17 protein-coding genes are annotated in these 16,556 nt (G+C 63.0%); 9 read left to right on the top strand and 8 right to left on the bottom strand.

The window, feature by feature from the left end; all coding sequences use genetic code 11:
- Positions 1-357: 357 nt before the first annotated feature.
- Entirely contained in the window at positions 358-1,530 is a 1,173-nt protein-coding gene (locus AC1DYO_RS25715) for a flavin-containing monooxygenase (RefSeq protein ID WP_477267231.1), read from the bottom strand.
- A gap of 149 nt (positions 1,531-1,679) precedes the next feature.
- Here AC1DYO_RS25715 and AC1DYO_RS25710 point away from each other — a divergent pair, with 149 nt between their 5' ends.
- Positions 1,680-2,711 carry a phosphatidylglycerol lysyltransferase domain-containing protein gene (locus AC1DYO_RS25710; RefSeq protein ID WP_477267230.1) on the top strand — a complete coding sequence of 344 codons (1,032 nt, stop codon included), beginning with the start codon at positions 1,680-1,682 and terminating at the stop codon, positions 2,709-2,711.
- Positions 2,712-2,723: 12 nt separating this feature from the next.
- Here AC1DYO_RS25710 and AC1DYO_RS25705 read toward each other — a convergent pair whose 3' ends face one another.
- Positions 2,724-3,485 (bottom strand): ABC transporter permease, encoded by a 762-nt coding sequence (locus AC1DYO_RS25705; RefSeq protein ID WP_477267229.1) that lies wholly within the window; start codon positions 3,483-3,485, stop codon positions 2,724-2,726.
- A complete protein-coding gene (locus AC1DYO_RS25700) occupies positions 3,482-4,423 on the bottom strand; it encodes an ABC transporter ATP-binding protein (protein ID WP_477267228.1) in 942 nt (313 codons plus the stop codon). Before AC1DYO_RS25700 ends, AC1DYO_RS25705 begins: the two co-directional genes overlap by 4 nt.
- 250 nt (positions 4,424-4,673) lie before the next feature.
- Between AC1DYO_RS25700 and AC1DYO_RS25695 the strand changes: the two genes are divergently transcribed.
- The gene (locus tag AC1DYO_RS25695) at positions 4,674-6,035 is read left to right on the top strand and encodes a cytochrome ubiquinol oxidase subunit I (protein WP_477267227.1); all 1,362 of its coding nucleotides are present in this window, start codon (positions 4,674-4,676) and stop codon (positions 6,033-6,035) included.
- Between the two features lies 1 nt (position 6,036).
- Positions 6,037-7,041, top strand: coding sequence for a cytochrome d ubiquinol oxidase subunit II (locus tag AC1DYO_RS25690; RefSeq protein WP_477267226.1), 1,005 nt, complete (start codon positions 6,037-6,039; stop codon positions 7,039-7,041).
- Positions 7,042-7,279: 238 nt separating this feature from the next.
- On the opposite strand, the gene msrA is transcribed toward AC1DYO_RS25690, so the two are convergent.
- The 3 genes from msrA to AC1DYO_RS25675 form a co-directional block, all read right to left on the bottom strand.
- Positions 7,280-8,014, bottom strand: a complete 735-nt coding sequence (gene msrA, locus AC1DYO_RS25685; RefSeq protein ID WP_477267225.1) for a peptide-methionine (S)-S-oxide reductase MsrA — start codon at positions 8,012-8,014, stop codon at positions 7,280-7,282.
- A 124-nt stretch (positions 8,015-8,138) separates the two neighbouring features.
- A complete protein-coding gene (locus AC1DYO_RS25680) occupies positions 8,139-8,414 on the bottom strand; it encodes a hypothetical protein (RefSeq protein ID WP_477267224.1) in 276 nt (91 codons plus the stop codon).
- 81 nt (positions 8,415-8,495) lie between these two features.
- Positions 8,496-9,170, bottom strand: coding sequence for a DUF1223 domain-containing protein (locus tag AC1DYO_RS25675; RefSeq protein ID WP_477267233.1), 675 nt, complete (start codon positions 9,168-9,170; stop codon positions 8,496-8,498).
- A gap of 386 nt (positions 9,171-9,556) precedes the next feature.
- On the opposite strand from AC1DYO_RS25675, the gene lepA reads away from it, so the two are divergent.
- On the top strand, positions 9,557-11,362 hold the full coding sequence (gene lepA, locus AC1DYO_RS25670) for a translation elongation factor 4 (RefSeq protein ID WP_477267223.1): 1,806 nt from the start codon (positions 9,557-9,559) through the stop codon (positions 11,360-11,362).
- 158 nt (positions 11,363-11,520) lie between these two features.
- Here the strand turns inward: lepA and AC1DYO_RS25665 are convergent, their stop codons facing one another.
- On the bottom strand, positions 11,521-12,546 hold the full coding sequence (locus AC1DYO_RS25665) for a hypothetical protein (RefSeq protein ID WP_477267222.1): 1,026 nt from the start codon (positions 12,544-12,546) through the stop codon (positions 11,521-11,523).
- Between the two features lie 252 nt (positions 12,547-12,798).
- Here AC1DYO_RS25665 and AC1DYO_RS25660 point away from each other — a divergent pair, with 252 nt between their 5' ends.
- From AC1DYO_RS25660 to AC1DYO_RS25640, 5 genes are all read left to right on the top strand, one after another.
- Entirely contained in the window at positions 12,799-13,311 is a 513-nt protein-coding gene (locus AC1DYO_RS25660) for a hypothetical protein (RefSeq protein WP_477267221.1), read from the top strand.
- Positions 13,312-13,579: 268 nt separating this feature from the next.
- Positions 13,580-13,927, top strand: a complete 348-nt coding sequence (locus AC1DYO_RS25655) for a hypothetical protein (protein WP_477267220.1) — start codon at positions 13,580-13,582, stop codon at positions 13,925-13,927.
- A 273-nt stretch (positions 13,928-14,200) separates the two neighbouring features.
- Positions 14,201-14,830, top strand: coding sequence for a CDGSH iron-sulfur domain-containing protein (locus AC1DYO_RS25650; protein WP_477267219.1), 630 nt, complete (start codon positions 14,201-14,203; stop codon positions 14,828-14,830).
- Between the two features lie 332 nt (positions 14,831-15,162).
- Entirely contained in the window at positions 15,163-15,534 is a 372-nt protein-coding gene (locus AC1DYO_RS25645) for a hypothetical protein (protein ID WP_477267218.1), read from the top strand.
- Between the two features lie 105 nt (positions 15,535-15,639).
- Positions 15,640-16,005 (top strand): endonuclease domain-containing protein, encoded by a 366-nt coding sequence (locus AC1DYO_RS25640; RefSeq protein WP_477267217.1) that lies wholly within the window; start codon positions 15,640-15,642, stop codon positions 16,003-16,005.
- Positions 16,006-16,124: 119 nt separating this feature from the next.
- Here AC1DYO_RS25640 and AC1DYO_RS25635 read toward each other — a convergent pair whose 3' ends face one another.
- Positions 16,125-16,445: a hypothetical protein gene (locus tag AC1DYO_RS25635; protein ID WP_477267216.1), complete on the bottom strand. Its 321-nt coding sequence runs from the start codon at positions 16,443-16,445 to the stop codon at positions 16,125-16,127.
- Between the last annotated feature and the right edge of the window lie 111 nt (positions 16,446-16,556).

Below are 16,556 nucleotides of genomic sequence, written 5' to 3'. Positions count from 1 at the left end.
CTCCAAGCGATGGCGGACAAAGACGGCAGGGACCTTGATGACGTCGGGTGTTGCCCGATCCTAGGGACGGTCGCCTGCCGCCGGGACTGCTGGCTGTGATGGGCCGCAGTCCCGGCCGCCAAACTAACCGATCCTTCTCAAACAATCCTTGGGCGAAGCAGGAGCGAAGCTCCGTCGCGGAGACCCAGGGATCCATGCCGGGGCGTTGGCCGTGGTACGCGGCGGAGCAGAACATGCAACGTTGCATAGCTCAGACGTCGCGGCATGGATCCTCGGGTCTGCGCCGCGTCGCTGCGCTCCTTGCTTCGCCCGTGGATGACGAAGGGACGGGGTTGCCTCGGCCAATCGCCGAGGCCGCTACGACCCCCTGGCGATCTGCCGGGCAATCGCTTCGGCCTGCACACCCGCGCTGTGGAAATAGCTGGTCAGGCTCGGGCGCATGCCGATGAACCACAGGCCGGGCTGGCCGCTCGGTGTGCCGCCATTGGCCTTCGGAACGCCCTTGGCATCGAGAACGCCGAGATCGCCCAGCATGGCCTCCAGCCCGGTGCGATAACCGGTCGCCGCGATCACCACATCCGGCGAGACCACCGTACCGCCGTTCAACCGCACGTTGGCGCCCTCGAAGGTCGCCACCGGCGCCACCACCGAAATCCGTCCGGCCTTCAGCGCGGCAACGGCGCCGTCGTCGACGGCAATCGCAATCTGCTCGACGCCGAGCCGGCTGGCGCCGCCTTTCGGCGCCGGCGGCAGGCCGAAGCGGGTGAGGTCGCCGAACACCAGCCGTTGCGTGGCGGCAATCAGGGCGTCGGCAATCCACGTCGGCAGCATTGCCATAAAGCCGCCGAAGCGCGCCACGGCAACCTTGCCGATCCGTTTGGGCATCAGCGACGGGCCTTGCCTGGCCGACAGCCACACGGCTTCCGTGTCGGCGCCGGCGAGGTGGTTGAGCACGTCGAAGCCGGAATTTCCGGCGCCGACCACCAGTACTTTTTTGCCCGCATAGTCCTCCGCTGTGCCGAAATCAGCGGCGTGGACGAGCTTGCCGGTGAAAGTCGCCTTGCCCGGCCAGTCCGGTGTCCACGGCAAGCGGTCACGGCCGGTGGCGACGATGACATTGCGGACGCTCAGTGTTTCCCGATCGGTATGGACAAGCCAGCCATTGCCGCTGCGCTCGATCCGTTCGACGGCAGTGCCGAATTCGACGGCAATGCCGCGGGCGCGGGCAAAATCCTGGAGATAGCCGACGATGACATCCTTGTTCGGAAAGGCGGCGGTGCGCGACGGATAGGCAAGGCCTGGCAGCGCCGACAGCGCGCGATGCGTATTGAGGGTCAGCTTCTCGTGCCGCCGCCGCCACGGTTCGGCGATCCGCTGTTCCTTCTCCAGCACGACCGCCCGCACCCCGCGTCGGCCAAGCGCGTCGGCGGCGGCCAGCCCGGCCGCTCCGGCGCCGATGACGATCACCGTCTCGTCAGGTCCTTTCGGCCCCGAGACGATAGAAATCGTTTCGCTTGTCGTTGCCGCCATTCGGTCGAGATTCCCTCTTAGGTGCGCCATGGGGACCCGTCCTATATGGCACAGCGGCGATATGATCGATAAGGAGGTCGCGTCAATGCGACTGATTCGAGGCCTTGGGGGCAGGCCTCTGTTTATCATCGGCACGCGGAAGCTCGACCATGCCCTCCTTGCGTATCTATTTCGACAGACTGCTGGAGGGCGCCGCAGCCAAGGTGCCGCGCCAGGATTTGACGCATGTCGAGCGGCTGGCGCTGGTCCGCCAGCACGGCGACTTCTCGCTGGCCTATTCGACCGCCGTGCAGCAAAAACTGTCCTATTTCGGCGACGCCGACGGCTATATCGCCTTCGGCACCAAGATGAAGCACCATTTCGCGCTCGGTGATCCGGTGGCCCATCCGCCCGATCGGCCCGATTACATCAGACGCTTTGTCGAAGCCGCCGACAGCCCATGGTTCGTGCAGATCGGCGAACCGACGGCGCGCGTGCTGTCCGGGCTCGGCTACAAGGTCAACCGTCTCGGCATCGACACCCGGCTGGAGCTTCCCGCGCACGACTTTTCCGGCAAGCGCAACGAAACCGTGCGCTATTCCGAACGCTGGCTGCTGAAGAAGGGCTTCTCCTTTGGCGAGGGAGCGGTCTATCTCGACGAGGTCCAGCGCCTGTCGCAGAACTGGCGGGCCGACCGTATCGTCAAGCGCTGGGAGATGGCCTTCCTCAACCGCCCCTTTGCCGATCATCTCGGCATCGATATGCGCCGTTTCGTGCTCTACAGTCCGGAAGGCGAGCTCGTCGCCTTGCTCGATTTCGATCCGCTGTTCAGCGGCGGCAAGGTGATCGGCTACACCACCTCGTTCAAGCGCAAGCACATCGATGCCTCGCCGCATGCCGAAATCGGCCTGACCAAATTCGCTGTCGACCGTTTTCGCAATGAGGGCCTTTCCGTCGTCACGCTCGGCCTGTCGCCGATGCTCGACGTCGGGGCCAATGATTTTGCCGAATCGAGCTTCTGGCGCAACGCCTTCGAGCGCGCCTATGAATCGCCCTGGGTCAACCGCAGCAAGTTCAACCTCAAGGGCCAGGCGGCGTTCAAGCGCCGCTTCCATGGCGTCGAGGAGCCGACCTACATCGCCTTCCGCAAGGGCACGCTGGTCGAGATGCTGGGACTGCTGCGCCTGATCAAGGCGATCTAAGAGACTGAGTTTTCAGTTCCTGAGCCGGTAGCCGGTCCGGAAGATCCAGCCGACGATGGCGATGCAGATGGCGAGGAACACCACCGTCATGCCGAGGCTGACGACGACCGAGACGTCCGACTTGCCATAAAAGCTCCAGCGGAAGCCGCTGATCAGGTAGACGACCGGGTTGAACAGCGTCACCGTGCGCCAGGCCTCAGGCAACATGTTGATCGAATAGAAACTGCCGCCGAGGAAGGTCAGCGGCGTGATGATCAGCAGCGGTACCAGCTGCAGCTGCTCAAAGCTTTTCGCCCAGATGCCGATGATGAAGCCGAACAGGCTGAACGTCACCGCCGTCAGCACCAGAAAGGCGAGCATCCAGAACGGATGCTGGATATGCAGCGGCACGAACAGCGAGGCCGTCGCCAGGATGATCAGGCCGAGAATGATCGACTTGGTCGCTGCGCCACCGACATAGGCGATGACGATCTCCAGATAGGACACCGGCGCTGACAACAGCTCGTAAATCGAGCCGACGAATTTCGGGAAATAGATGGCGAAGGAGGCGTTGGAGATCGACTGCGTCAGCAGCGACAGCATGATCAGGCCGGGCACGATGAAGGCGCCGTAGCTGATGCCGTCGATCTCGGTGATGCGCGAGCCGATGGCCGAGCCGAAGACGACGAAATAGAGCGATGTCGAGATCACCGGCGAGACGATGCTTTGCAGCACGGTGCGGAATGCACGCGCCATCTCGACCCGGTAGATCGCCCAAACTGCACGCCAATTCATGGGTCTTGCCTCAGCAGATTGACGAAGATCTCCTCGAGCGAGCTGTTTTGCGTGTCCATGTCGCGGAACTGGATGCCAGCCGCCTCGAGTTCGCGCAGCAGTGAGGCGACGCCGGGGCGTTCGCTCTGGTTGTCATAGGTGTAGGTCAGCTGGTCGCCATCGGGCGACAGTTCCAGCGCATAGTGCGAGAAAGCGTCGGGAATAGCGGTGAGCGGTGTGCGCAACTCCAGCACCAGCCGCTTGCGGCCGAGCTTGCGCATCAGCTCGGCCTTGCCCTCGACCAGGATGATCTCGCCGCGGTTGATGACGCCGACACGATCGGCCATCGCCTCGGCCTCTTCGATGTAGTGCGTGGTGAGGATGATGGTGACGCCGTCGTCGCGCAGCCGGCGCACCATCGCCCACATGTCCTGCCGCAGCTCGACATCAACGCCGGCGGTCGGCTCGTCGAGGAACAGCACGCGCGGCTCATGCGACAGCGCCTTGGCGATCATCAGCCGCCGCTTCATGCCGCCCGACAGTGTGATCGCCTTGGCGTCCTTCTTGTCCCACAGCGAGAGGTCGCGCAGCACCTTCTCGACGAAGGCCGGGTTGGGCGGCTTGCCGAACAGGCCGCGGCTGTAATTGACTGTCGTCCAGACGGTCTCGAAAGCGTCGATGGTCAGTTCCTGCGGCACCAGCCCGATCAGGCTGCGCGCGGCGCGGTAATCGCGGTTGATGTCATGGCCGTCCACGGTCACCGTTCCCGACGAACGGTTGACGATGCCGCAGACGATCGAGATCAGCGTCGTCTTGCCGGCGCCGTTGGGCCCCAGCAGCGCAAAGATCTCGCCGCGTTCTATGTCGAGGTTGATTTCCTTCAGCGCCTTGAAGCCGGTGGCGTAGGTCTTGGTGACCCCGGAAATCGCAATGATGGAGGGCGAATTAGTGGAAGACATGGGGCGGGAAACGACTGCTTGAAAGGGATTTTTATCGCGCTGAATGTCGGTGCGCACGGCCGGAAGTCAATGCCGCTGCTGACAATTGTGGACAAACGTTCCCTTTTCGCCGTTTCGCCAGGGGTAGCCGGGGGCGCTGACGGTTTGGCCTGATCTGCTGCGACAACGCGCCCCGCGTGGCGCCACGCCGCTTTGACCGCGCCGTATCGGCGGCCTATTCTCCGACAAGAAACAGCAGCCGGAGCCCGCCATGGACCCGCTCATCCTGTCGCGAATGCAGTTCGGGGCGAACATTTCGTTCCACATCCTGTTTCCGACGATCACGATTGCGCTTGGCTGGGTGCTGCTGTTCTTCAAGCTCCGCTACAACGCCACCAATGATTCCGCCTGGATGCGCGCCTATTTCACCTGGGTGAAGGTGTTCGCGCTGTCCTTCGCCATGGGCGTGGTGTCGGGCGTCACCATGAGCTTCCAGTTCGGCACCAACTGGCCGGGCTACATGGAAAAGGTCGGCAACATTGCCGGGCCGCTGCTCGCCTACGAAATCCTCACCGCCTTTTTCCTCGAAGCGGCCTTCCTAGGCATCATGCTGTTCGGCTTCCGCCGCGTCTCCAACCGCGTCCACACGCTGGCCACCGTGCTGGTCGCCGGCGGCACCACGCTGTCCGCCTTCTGGATCATCGCGCTGAATTCCTGGATGCAGACGCCGGCCGGCTTCGAGATAATCGACGGCAAGGCGCATCCCGTCGACTGGTGGGCGATCGTCTTCAATCCGTCCATGCCTTATCGTCTGGTGCATATGCTGCTGGCCTCGGGGCTGACCGTCTCGTTCCTGATCGCCGGCCTGTCGGCGCTGCGCTATCTCGCCGGCGACCGCTCCGAATCGATGTGGAAGGCGCTGCGCACCGGTGTCTTCACCGCCGCCATCCTGATCCCGATCCAGATACTTGCCGGCGACCAGCACGGGCTGAACACGCTGGAGCACCAGCCGCAGAAGATCGCCGCCATGGAGGCCAACTGGAACACCGGCCCGAATGTGCCGCTGGTGCTGTTCGCGTGGCCTGACGAAGCTGCGAAGGAAAACAAATTCGAGGTCGCCATTCCCGATGGCGCCAGCCTGGTGCTGCGGCACTCGACCAGCGGCATCGTGCCGGGGCTGAACGACTATCCCGGCCTCCATCCGCCGGTCCTTCCGTTGTTCTGGGGCTTTCGCATCATGGTCGGCACCGGCATTTTGATGCTCATCGTTTCATGGTCGGCCAGCTTCTTCCTCAAGCGCCGCCACAGCCTGCCGAAGCCGCTCGCCATGTTGATGGTGCCGATGGCGCTGTCCGGGTGGCTGGCAACACTGGCAGGCTGGTACACGACCGAGATCGGCCGCCAGCCCTGGCTGGTGACGGGCGTGCTGAAGACGGCGGACGCTGTCGGCCCGGTCGCCGGCAGCCATGTCGCGCTGACGCTGGCGATCTATCTCATCCTCTACGTGCTTTTGCTGATCGCCTATCTCGGCGTGCTGGTGCACCTGGCGCTGAAGGCGGCCAAGGATGGCGACACCTCGCCGCTGCCCGGCGTGATGAAGACGGCCATGTCGCAACCGGCGGCGGGAGAGTGACATGACATTCGACTGGGCAACCGCGCTCCCCCTCATCTTCGCCGGCCTGATGGGCCTGGCCATTTTGATCTACGTCATCCTCGACGGTTTCGATCTCGGCATCGGCATCCTGTTTTCGGTCGCCGAAGATGCCGAGCAGGACACGATGATTGCGGCCATCGGCCCGTTCTGGGATGCCAACGAGACCTGGCTGGTGCTGGCGGTCGGGCTGCTGCTGGTCGCCTTCCCGATGGCGCATGGCGTCATCCTGACTGCGCTGTATTTGCCGGTTTTCGTGCTGCTGGTCGGCCTTATCCTGCGCGGCGTCGCCTTCGACTTCCGCGCCAAGGTGCCGGCCGGCAAGAAGCATCGCTGGAACCGGATTTTCTTCCTCGGCTCCATCATCGCCTCGCTGGCGCAGGGCTATATGCTCGGCGACTACGTGCTCGGCCTCGATGTCGGCTTTGGCGGCATGGCGTTCGGCGCGCTGGTGGCGCTCTGCCTGTCGGCCGCCTACGCCGCGATGGGTGCCGCCTGGGTGATCTACAAGACCGAAGGCGAATTGCAGAAGAAGGCGGTGGCCTGGCTGCGCACCGCCCTGGTGCTGACCGCGCTCGGCATGGCCGCGGTGTCGCTGGCGACGCCCTTCGCCAGCCCACGCATCTTCGCCAAATGGTTCGTCTGGCCCGAAATGCTCTATCTGTCACCGCTGCCGATCCTGTCGGCGCTGCTGTTCCTGTGGCTGTGGCGGCAGACCTTCCATCTGCCGAAACCCGACGACCGCCACGCAATCCGGCCGTTCCTGACGCTCGCCGCCATCTTCGCGCTCGGCTTTGCCGGGCTGGCGTGGTCGTTCTACCCGTTCGTGGTGCCGGATCGTCTGACCATCTGGCAGGCGGCGTCGGCGACGGAAAGCCTCGCCATCATCCTCGCCGGCACGGTGGTCGTGCTGCCGGTGATTATTTTCTATTCGTTCTACGCGTATCGCGTGTTTGGCGGGAAGGCGACGGATTTGACGTATGATTGAGGGGGCCGCTAACGGCAGCTGGCGCGAGGCACCCCCCTCTGGCCTGCCGGCCATCTCCCCCTCAAGGGGGGAGATCAGCTCTCACCGCAGCCTTCGCCAATCTCCAACCAGCAAGATTGGCACCGTCAGCGACGCTGCCAATCTCCCCCCTTGAGGGGGAGATGCCCGGCAGGGCAGAGGGGGGTGCTGTCCCGCCGGCGTCGCCAAGAGGGCATCGCTGACCAACTCCCTTAAACCCTCAGCTCTTGCTTGCCGTCAGCACAAGCACCGGCTTTTCGCTGTATAGTGCCGGGAACAGCGACTTCAAATTCGCCACTTTGGGCAGGTCGTTGTAGACGATGTAGGGGTAGGTCGGGTTCAGCGTCAGGAAGTCCTGGTGGTACTCCTCGGCCGGATAGAAGGTTTTGCCCGTCTCCAGCGTGGTGACGATCGGCTTGGCAAACACTTTTGCCTGGTCGAGCTGGGCGATGTAGCTCTGGGCAATCTTCTGCTGCTCGCCATTTTCGGCAAAGATCGTCGAGCGGTACTGGGTACCCGAATCCGGGCCCTGGAAGTTCAGCTGCGTCGGGTTGTGCGCGACCGAGAAATAAACCTGCAGCAGCTGGCCGTAGGTCACCTTCAACGGATCGTAGGTGATCTCGACCGATTCGGCATGGCCGGTGGTGCCGCTGCCGACCGTCTCATAGACGGCGTTTTCGGCGCTGCCGCCGGTGTAGCCGGAGACCGCCTTGGTCACGCCCTTGACGTGCTGGAACACGCCCTGCACGCCCCAGAAGCAGCCGCCGGCGAAGATCGCCTTCTCGCTGCCGCTGGCGGCTTTCTCGTCCATTGCCGGCGGCGGGATCACCACCGCGTCCTCGGCCGAGCGCGCCGGGCTTTGCCAGAAGATGGCTGCCGTCGCGGTCAGCGCCAGCGCCGCGAGCGTGGCCAGGAACGGCGATCGCCGCGCGGCTTTCGTTTCAATGCCGGTCATGTCTGATCTCCCTTGTTGCTGTTCAATATATACGAAAGAAGCCGCCGCCGGGTTCTCACTTTGCTGTGCGCCGGCGCCGGCTTCCCTCCCCAACCGCCAACCCCCGGCTGGTTGAGGGTTCGGCTTATTGCGCAGGCGCCATCGCGTCCGCCGGCTTCATCGCATCCGTCGCGGGCTTCATGGCGTCGGCCGGCTTCATGGCGTCGGTGGCGGGCTTCATCGCATTCGTCGCCATCGGGTCGGCGGGCTTCATGGCGTCCGCAGGCTTCATAGCGTCCGCCGGCTTCATCGCCTCGGTGGCCATCGGATCGGCCGGCTTCATCGCGTCTTCAGCGCGGGCGCCGGCGGCAAAGGCGGTCATCGAAAGCGCAAAGGCGAGCGCGGTCAGGGTCTTGGTCATGGTGGTATTTCCTCTTGAAGAGGGCGCGCGGATGCGAGCCCGGTTATGCCGCTCTTTGCGGCGTTGGGTGAAAAATAAAAATCAGTTGGCAGCAGCGGCCAGGATCGGCCCGCCGCCGGGCGACTGCACCAGCACCGCGGTGCTCAAGCCGCCGGAGGCTGCCGGCAGTGGCAGCGAGGTGGCGTCGCCGCTCCAGCTGCCGAGTTTCTCCAGCGAGTGGACGACATTGGCATGCGGCAGCGTGCGGCCGGTGTTTTCGCCGCGCGCCACCGGCACCTCGATGACGCCTTTGGTGTAACGGACCAGCCAGACATCGGCCTTGCCACCAGGCGCCTTGCCGGCGCCGATGCTGATCTTGCCGCCGTCGAGCGACAGCGACGGCCCCTTGGTGTGGCCGCTCGAGGAAATCAGCTGCTCGATCTCGCCGGGTGCCGCGCCCACCGCATCGGCACCGCCATTGACCACGACCTGCGGGGTAAACGGGCCGGAGCGGCCGAGCGACGGTTCATAGCGCACCTGGCGCTGGGTGAATTCCTCGCGGCCGAACGTGTCCTTCCAGCCGAGATAATCCCAGTAGGTAACGTTGAACGACAGCGCCAGCACGTTGGGCTGGTCCTTGACCTTGATCAGATTGGCATTGGCCGGCGGGCAGGACGAGCAGCCCTGGCTGGTGAACAATTCGACCACGGTGAGCGGCTGGGCGAAGGCGGTGCCGGCGCCAAGCGTCATCAGCGCCGCGCCTGCGGCTGCCAGCATCGCGCTGCGTTTGAGGTTAAATCCAGTCATCGGGGGTCTCCGTTGCGGCGGGTTCATCCCACACTTCGTCGCTCCCCGAGGCTTCGTTACATGGTTCACCGGTTTGTGATTGCGAGGGGAAGGCTGGAGGGACAGCGCCCCCCTCTGTCCTGCCGGACATCTCCCCCACTCGGGGGGAGATCGGAGCTCCGCCGCCGGCACCCTTTCTGAGATGTGATAGCGATGATGCCCACCGAAGATTGGCGAGGCGGCGATGACGGCCAATCTCCCCCCTCGTGGGGGAGATGTCCGGCAGGACAGAGGGGGGCGCGAAGGATCGCCACGCGTTGAGTGGCCCCACCCACCCCCGCTTGCCCCTGCTTACAGCCCCTGCTAAAGCGCGCGCCATGAGCACGCCTCTCGACCACATCCGCAATTTCTCCATCGTCGCCCATATCGACCATGGCAAATCCACGCTTGCCGACCGGCTGATCCAGTCCACCGGCGGGCTGGAGCTGCGCGACATGAAGGAGCAGGTGCTGGACTCGATGGACATCGAGCGCGAGCGCGGCATCACCATCAAGGCGCAGACGGTGCGGCTGAAATACCGCGCCAACAATGGCGAGGACTATATCCTCAACCTCATCGACACGCCCGGCCATGTCGACTTCGCCTATGAAGTGTCGCGGTCGCTCGCCGCCTGTGAGGGCTCGCTGCTGGTCGTCGACGCCAGCCAAGGTGTCGAGGCGCAGACGCTGGCCAATGTCTACCAGGCCATCGACAACAATCACGAGATCGTCGTGGTGCTGAACAAGGTCGACCTGCCGGCCGCCGAGCCCGAGCGCATCCGCGAGCAGGTCGAGGAGGTCATCGGCATCGACGCGTCCAACGCCGTGCTGATCTCGGCCAAGACCGGCCTCGGCATTCCCGATGTGCTGGAGGCCATCGTCCACCAATTGCCGCCGCCGCGCGAAGGCGATGCGACCGCCCCCCTGAAGGCCATGCTGGTCGACAGCTGGTACGACGCCTATCTCGGCGTCATCGTCCTGGTGCGCATCATCGATGGCGTCTTAAAAAAGGGCCAGACCATTCGCATGATGGGCACCGGCGCCAAATACCTGGTCGAGCGCACCGGCGTTTTCACGCCTGCCCGCATCAATGTCGACGAGCTTGGCCCCGGCGAGTTCGGCTTCTTCACCGGCTCGATCAAGGAGGTGGCCGACACCCGCGTCGGCGATACCATCACCGAGGACAAGCGCGCGACCAAGCAGGCGCTGCCCGGCTTCAAGCCGGCGCAGCCAGTGGTGTTCTGCGGCCTGTTCCCGGTCGACGCCGCCGATTTCGAGGATCTGCGCGCCGCGGTCGGCAGGTTGCGCCTCAACGACGCCTCCTTCTCCTATGAAATGGAAAGCAGTGCCGCGCTCGGCTTCGGCTATCGCTGCGGCTTCCTTGGCTTGCTGCACCTCGAAATCATCCAGGAGCGGCTGGAGCGCGAGTTCAACCTCGACCTGATCGCCACAGCGCCGAGCGTCGTCTACCGGCTGCTGCTCAACGACGGCTCGATGAAGGAACTGCATAACCCCGCCGACATGCCCGACGTGGTGAAGATCTCGGCGATCGAGGAGCCTTGGATCCGCGCCACCATCCTCACCCCCGACGACTATCTCGGCGGCATATTGAAACTCTGCCAGGACCGGCGCGGCATCCAGGCCGACCTGTCCTATGTCGGCAAGCGCGCCATGCTGACCTACGATCTGCCGCTCAATGAAGTCGTCTTCGACTTCTACGACCGGCTGAAGTCGATCTCCAAGGGCTATGCCTCCTTCGATTATCATCTGACCGACTATCGCGAGGGCGACCTGGTAAAAATGTCGATCCTGGTCAATGAGGAGCCTGTCGACGCGCTATCGATGCTGGTCCACCGTACGGCGGCGGAAAAGCGCGGCCGCCAGATGGTCGAGAAGCTGAAAGAGCTGATCCCGCACCACCTGTTCAAGATCCCGGTCCAGGCCGCGATCGGCGGCAAGGTCATCGCCCGCGAAACCATCTCGGCGCTGCGCAAGGACGTGACCGCCAAATGCTACGGCGGCGACGTGAGCCGCAAGCGCAAGCTGCTGGACAAGCAGAAAGAGGGCAAGAAGCGGATGCGGCAATTTGGGAAGGTCGATATCCCGCAGGAGGCGTTTATCCAGGCCTTGAAGATGGGGGACTAAACGGTCCGGTGGACCGATGCGAGCGCAAGTCCGGGTGGGAGCGGCCGGAGGCTACGGCGCCTTGTGCTTAGTTTGCGGTGGCACCGGGGTTGTTATGACCGAACACGGGGAAAAGATCCTGCGCTTTGTCGCAAAGCGTTTGAGCGCGTCGTTGCGTGTTAATTCTGAGTAATCCAATCCTCTACAGCTATCATAAGATTCTTGCTGGCCCCTATCGCGTTGCCTATTAGTTTAGAGACATTCTCTCCATCAAATAGAATAGGCTTGCCGAGTTCGCTCTTCGGGATATCTAGGCTTCGCGACCTGCCCATATATTCTGGGTCTGCCAAGCCAGCTCTATGAACCATAACGTTCCTGACAGCGCTCAATTCATCAAGCGCCTTGTTGCCAAGCGCCTTATCAATGCGGCCTGACTTCTCGCAGAACGCGCTGGCGTATGCCTCTCTAATAGTCGAAAGCCTCGTAAATTCGAACCGGCGCTGCTCGCGGAAAATCGAACCCATACTAGAGCGTAGATCGAACTTATGCTTCTCAACTAGGTTCAGCGGAATGGATTTTTCAACTTTTGCGCTGTTCTGGTCAGGGGCTCCCTTGGAGGGAGACGGTTTTATCCGCGCGGCGTTCCCCTTTAGTGACGAGAGAGTTTCTGGATGAGTGTTTAGTGCGGCCTCCCATAGATCGCCGAGCATGGTCTCGATTGCTGTCCATGTCCCTGTCGTATGGGCAACCAGTATGTGCAGGAACCCATAAGCGCCCAATGGCCTTTCAGTAAGTCCCTCTAGTGCTCTTGCAGCGCTGAAATGAAATTCTCCTGCCTTTGCGTCCCAATCAGAATGCTCCATCGTTTCTAACACTGCGGTATTGTGAGCGCCGATTATCTCCAAACGACGCTTTGTAATTTCGGCTGCTACGTCAGCGGCGATTGATGATTGGTCGTGCACCACCGAGCCAGTCACTTCGAATTCGGCAATGTCATTGCATCTTTGGGTCATAGCCGTTCCCCCGGCTATTTGAGTTGGGAGCAACATAAGAAACCGAACGCGTGCAATATTTGATCTAAATGTCTGGGAGACTGGCGTCAGGCTAGGCAACTTTAAATCCGGCAGTTCCCAATCTGAATGGGCAAGCTTCGTAATTTCCTGCATTTTTAGGTCGCGAACCGGAAAGTCGGGGATGGAAGACATGACGAATACCCAAAGCCACAAATGTGATCTTTGGGCATATCACGCTGCCGCCCCGTTGGGTATGGCAAGGATAGTATTGGGGTTATTGTCCTTTCAAAGTATTGAGACCGCCTTTCTCATACGCGAGACAAACTTCACCAACGGGTCATGAAATCAGGTAAGTCGTGCCATACTGCACCAACGCATCATACCGCGCCCTGCGGTCCGCCGTTGAGACTTTGGCGTATCTTCCCCCTCTTTGAGAGCCATCCCATGCGCACTACGTCAGACACCGCCGCCGCAGTCGGCCTCGCCATAGGCGGTGCCTTCGGCCTGGCCGGCACTTTCGTCTCCAGTTCTCCACTGCGCGAAACGCTCTGGGCAATCGACGGCGTGGCGCTCGTGGTGGCCGCAGCGCTGCTCACCATGAAATACCAGCGGCTGGGCAATGACTGCGTCGCCGCCGGGTTTCTTACGTTCCTCGCCGGCGAGAGCCTGCTTTTGGCCGGCAATGCGGCGGGGCTGGAGGCCAGCGTTCCCTCCTATGTCGGCGGCATCTCGCTGTGGGCGGCAGCGCTTGTCCTGATCGGCGCGGCGAACACTTTTGCGCTGTGGATGCGGCTCGCCGGCCTCATCGCCGCCATCCAGTTTGTGGTGACGGTGGCCATGGTGCTGTGGGGCGCGCCCTTGCTGCCCACCTCGGCGCCGCTGCCCGCCGCCGGCTATCCGTTCCTGGTGCTGACTTTCGCCGGCTGGATATGGACACTGCTGAAGACGCCGAGGTGATTGACGCGATCCGGCGGCTGGCGCCGCATGTGAAGGTGGGGCGCTAATCTCCCCCCTCGAGGGGGAGATGTCGCCGAAGGCGACAGAGGGGGTCGCCGCGCGTCAAGCGCGAGCCTCCATCTGCCGCAACAAGGTTGAGCCCGGTCGGACCGACCCTCTCTGGCCTGCCGGCCATCTCCCCCTCGAGGGGGGAGATTACCCGCTCTACCGCCTCGCGCCGCCTCTCCGCTCATGCTCTAGTCTCCTCTCCGATTCGGATACCGCCGCCATGCTCCGCCTCACCCTTGCCGCCCTTCTCATCGCCACCCCGGCGCACGCCGCCGACATGGCGTTCTTCGTCAAGAACCTGCGCAGCCAGGCGGTGGCGGTGGAGCTGTTCAGCCGTGACCGCAAGATGTCGTGGCCGGGCGGCGACCAGGTGTTTCTGATCGAGCCCAGCTCGCAGAAATCGGTGCCTATCTCGTGCAATCAGGGCGAAAACATCTGCTACGGCGCCTGGGTCAACGGCAACGATGCGATTTCAGCGGGGGTAGGGCCGGACAATGACCAGCCTTGCGATACCTGCTGTTTTATTTGCGTGGAGAAGACGACCGAGACGATCGATCTGGTGGAGTAGCGGGGCGCCGAAGCTGCTGATCTCCCCCCTCGTGGGGGAGATGCCTGGCAAGGCAGAGGGGGGCGCTGTCCCGCCGGCTTCTCATCCTGCAGCTCAAGTCATTTCGATTTCAGGCTTTGTTGATCCGATACGCTGGCGATCCTTCGCGCCCCCCTCTGGCCTGCCGGCCATCTCCCCCACGAGGGGGGAGATCACCTCCCCAGCCTCCCGGCGAGCTTGACGCCCTTGCCGCCACCGCCCTAGCCTCTTGTCACCCACCACGAGGAGAGCTCCATGGCAGGCACGGTCGAAGGCGACAAGATCGACGTTTCTTTCAACGGCAAGCGCTGTATCCATTCGCGCAATTGCGTGCTCGGCAACCCGCATGTGTTCGTGCCCAATGCGCCTGGTGAGTGGATCCACCCCGAGGCGGCGAGTGTCGAACAAGTCGTGACGCTGGCCGAAAACTGTCCGTCCGGCGCCATCGGCTATTTGAGGAAAGATGGCGGGCCGCAGGAGAGGCCGCCGGTGGTCAACACCGTGCGGCTGCGCGAGAACGGGCCGTTGACTGTGCATGCCGAGATCGTGCTCGGCGGTGAGACCTTCTTTCGCGCCACGCTCTGCCGCTGCGGCGCCTCGCAGAACAAGCCGTTCTGCGACAACAGCCACATCAAGGCCGGCTTCACAGCCACCGGCGAGCCGCCGCTGAAGGACGCGCCGGCAACGCTGGAGGCGCGCAACGGCCCGCTGACCATAACGCCCACCACCAACGGGCCATTGAAGGTCGAGGGCAATGCCGAGATCGTCACCGGCACCGGCCACACGATCGACCGCACGACCCGCGCCTTTCTGTGCCGCTGCGGCCATTCGGCCAACAAGCCGTTTTGCGACGGCAGCCACAAGAGGGTGGGGTTTGTGGGGTAGGTGAGTGAGGCGCCGAAGCTGCTGATCTCCCCCCTCGTGGGGGAGATGCCTGGCAAGGCAGAGGGGGGCGCTGTCCCGCCAACCCCTCAATCCTGCAGCCCAAGCCTTTTCGATTTCAGGCTTTGTTGATCCGACACGCCGGCGATCCTTCGCGCCCCCCTCTGTCCTGCCGGACATCTCCCCCACGAGGGGGGAGATTAGCAGTTCCGCCGCCGGCCCACCTCCGCCAATCCCCCCAAAATCAGTCAGGCGTTACCCTTCAATGTCACCCCGCATCATGCCATGCTCGCGCTCTCGGCCGAGGGGGCCGATTCTCAATTCCGGGGAACGTCATGTCTTTCACCATCACCCGCCGCATCGTCGTTGCATTCTCGCTTGCCGCGCTGTTTGCGCCATCGGCCCATGCCGCCGACATCACCTTTGCCGTCAAGAACAGCCATCCCAACGCCATGCGGCTCGAGCTCTACAGCCAGGACCGCGACTATGTCTGGCCGGGCGACGACAAGGACTTTTATCTCGACGATGGCGAGACCAAGCAGATCCCGGTCTCGTGCAACGAAGGCGAGTCCATCTGCTACGGCGCCTGGGTCGACGGCGACGAGGAAACCTATTGGGGCGTCGGCCCCAACAACAAGGAAAAATGCGAAGACTGCTGCTACACCTGCAGCGGCGGCGAGACCGAGGAAATTGACTTGGTGCCGTAGGTGAAACGCGGCGCGACGGCCGAAGCTGCTAATCTCCCCCCAAGTGGGGGAGATGTCCGGCAGGACAGAGGGGGGCGCCATAGAGCGCAAGCCTAGATAGCCACCATGCCGCACACGCCTCTACCGCCTCGACATCGCGCAAACGCCAGATCGATGCGCAAAGTCCTGACGCGAGCCGAGCTCAAGCTCTGGAACGAAATTCGTGCTCACCGGCTGATGGGGCTTGGCTTCCGACGCCAATTTCCGATCGCCGGCTACATTGTCGACTTCGCTTGCCCCGAGAAGAAGCTGGTCATCGAAGTCGATGGCTCCCAGCATGCCGGTGCGGCTGCCGGCGATGAAACGCGGACAGCGCGGCTCGAACAAGATGGCTGGACCGTCCTGCGGTTCTGGAATGACGACGTCATCCGCGACATGGACAATGTCTGCCAGCATATTGTGATTGCGGCTGGGGCTGGAGGCGCATCCTGAACGGATGACGGTGGTGCGCTGTAGGCAGGGGGCCGTCGGCGGGACAGCGCCCCCCTCTGGCCTGCCGGCCATCTCCCCCACACGGGGGGAGATTGGATGTCGCTTCGGCCTTCGCCAATCTATCCGAGCAACGCCCTTTGCCGCCTCGACCCACCCGCCTTGCGCCAGGCGTTGAACCTGTGCGTGGCCGCTGCAAACGAGATCTTCATCTGCTGGGCGACCGAATAGCGTGACTTGCCTTCGTCGAACATGCGGTAGCAGCACTCGACGCCCTCCTCGGTCAGCTTGCCGTCGGGGGCCTTGTTGTGCGGATTGGCGGGGTCGAATTTTTCGACCTGCTGTTCGACCAGGCCTTTCAACCGCTGCAAATCGGCCTCGATGCTGGCGATGAGATCGAGGACGGGTTTGGGATCGAAGTGATCGTGCGGCTTTGCCGTCATCTCTGGAATACCTTTCGCTTTGCGTGTCGCTAGCCATATAGGTGAAGATTCGCTGATAATGAAGGGGGCGTACAGGTGCCCAAGCTTCAACATTTCTTGACCGCCAATTGA

The organism is Mesorhizobium sp. P2_F5, assembly GCF_056403715.1.
Note: the sequence above shows the minus strand (reverse complement) of the source record. Positions and strands in the feature narration are given on the sequence as shown.

Excerpts from the sequence above, each read along its gene's own strand:
- AC1DYO_RS25715 (WP_477267231.1), bottom strand. The coding sequence starts at position 1,530 with ATGGCGGCAACGACAAGCGAAACGATTTCTATCGTCTCGGGGCCGAAA.
- AC1DYO_RS25710 (WP_477267230.1), top strand. The coding sequence starts at position 1,680 with ATGCCCTCCTTGCGTATCTATTTCGACAGACTGCTGGAGGGCGCCGCA.
- AC1DYO_RS25705 (WP_477267229.1), bottom strand. The coding sequence starts at position 3,485 with ATGAATTGGCGTGCAGTTTGGGCGATCTACCGGGTCGAGATGGCGCGT.
- AC1DYO_RS25700 (WP_477267228.1), bottom strand. The coding sequence starts at position 4,423 with ATGTCTTCCACTAATTCGCCCTCCATCATTGCGATTTCCGGGGTCACC.
- AC1DYO_RS25695 (WP_477267227.1), top strand. The coding sequence starts at position 4,674 with ATGGACCCGCTCATCCTGTCGCGAATGCAGTTCGGGGCGAACATTTCG.
- AC1DYO_RS25690 (WP_477267226.1), top strand. The coding sequence starts at position 6,037 with ATGACATTCGACTGGGCAACCGCGCTCCCCCTCATCTTCGCCGGCCTG.
- msrA (WP_477267225.1), bottom strand. The coding sequence starts at position 8,014 with ATGACCGGCATTGAAACGAAAGCCGCGCGGCGATCGCCGTTCCTGGCC.
- AC1DYO_RS25680 (WP_477267224.1), bottom strand. The coding sequence starts at position 8,414 with ATGACCAAGACCCTGACCGCGCTCGCCTTTGCGCTTTCGATGACCGCC.
- AC1DYO_RS25675 (WP_477267233.1), bottom strand. The coding sequence starts at position 9,170 with ATGCTGGCAGCCGCAGGCGCGGCGCTGATGACGCTTGGCGCCGGCACC.
- lepA (WP_477267223.1), top strand. The coding sequence starts at position 9,557 with ATGAGCACGCCTCTCGACCACATCCGCAATTTCTCCATCGTCGCCCAT.
- AC1DYO_RS25665 (WP_477267222.1), bottom strand. The coding sequence starts at position 12,546 with ATGTCTTCCATCCCCGACTTTCCGGTTCGCGACCTAAAAATGCAGGAA.
- AC1DYO_RS25660 (WP_477267221.1), top strand. The coding sequence starts at position 12,799 with ATGCGCACTACGTCAGACACCGCCGCCGCAGTCGGCCTCGCCATAGGC.
- AC1DYO_RS25655 (WP_477267220.1), top strand. The coding sequence starts at position 13,580 with ATGCTCCGCCTCACCCTTGCCGCCCTTCTCATCGCCACCCCGGCGCAC.
- AC1DYO_RS25650 (WP_477267219.1), top strand. The coding sequence starts at position 14,201 with ATGGCAGGCACGGTCGAAGGCGACAAGATCGACGTTTCTTTCAACGGC.
- AC1DYO_RS25645 (WP_477267218.1), top strand. The coding sequence starts at position 15,163 with ATGTCTTTCACCATCACCCGCCGCATCGTCGTTGCATTCTCGCTTGCC.
- AC1DYO_RS25640 (WP_477267217.1), top strand. The coding sequence starts at position 15,640 with ATGCCGCACACGCCTCTACCGCCTCGACATCGCGCAAACGCCAGATCG.
- AC1DYO_RS25635 (WP_477267216.1), bottom strand. The coding sequence starts at position 16,445 with ATGACGGCAAAGCCGCACGATCACTTCGATCCCAAACCCGTCCTCGAT.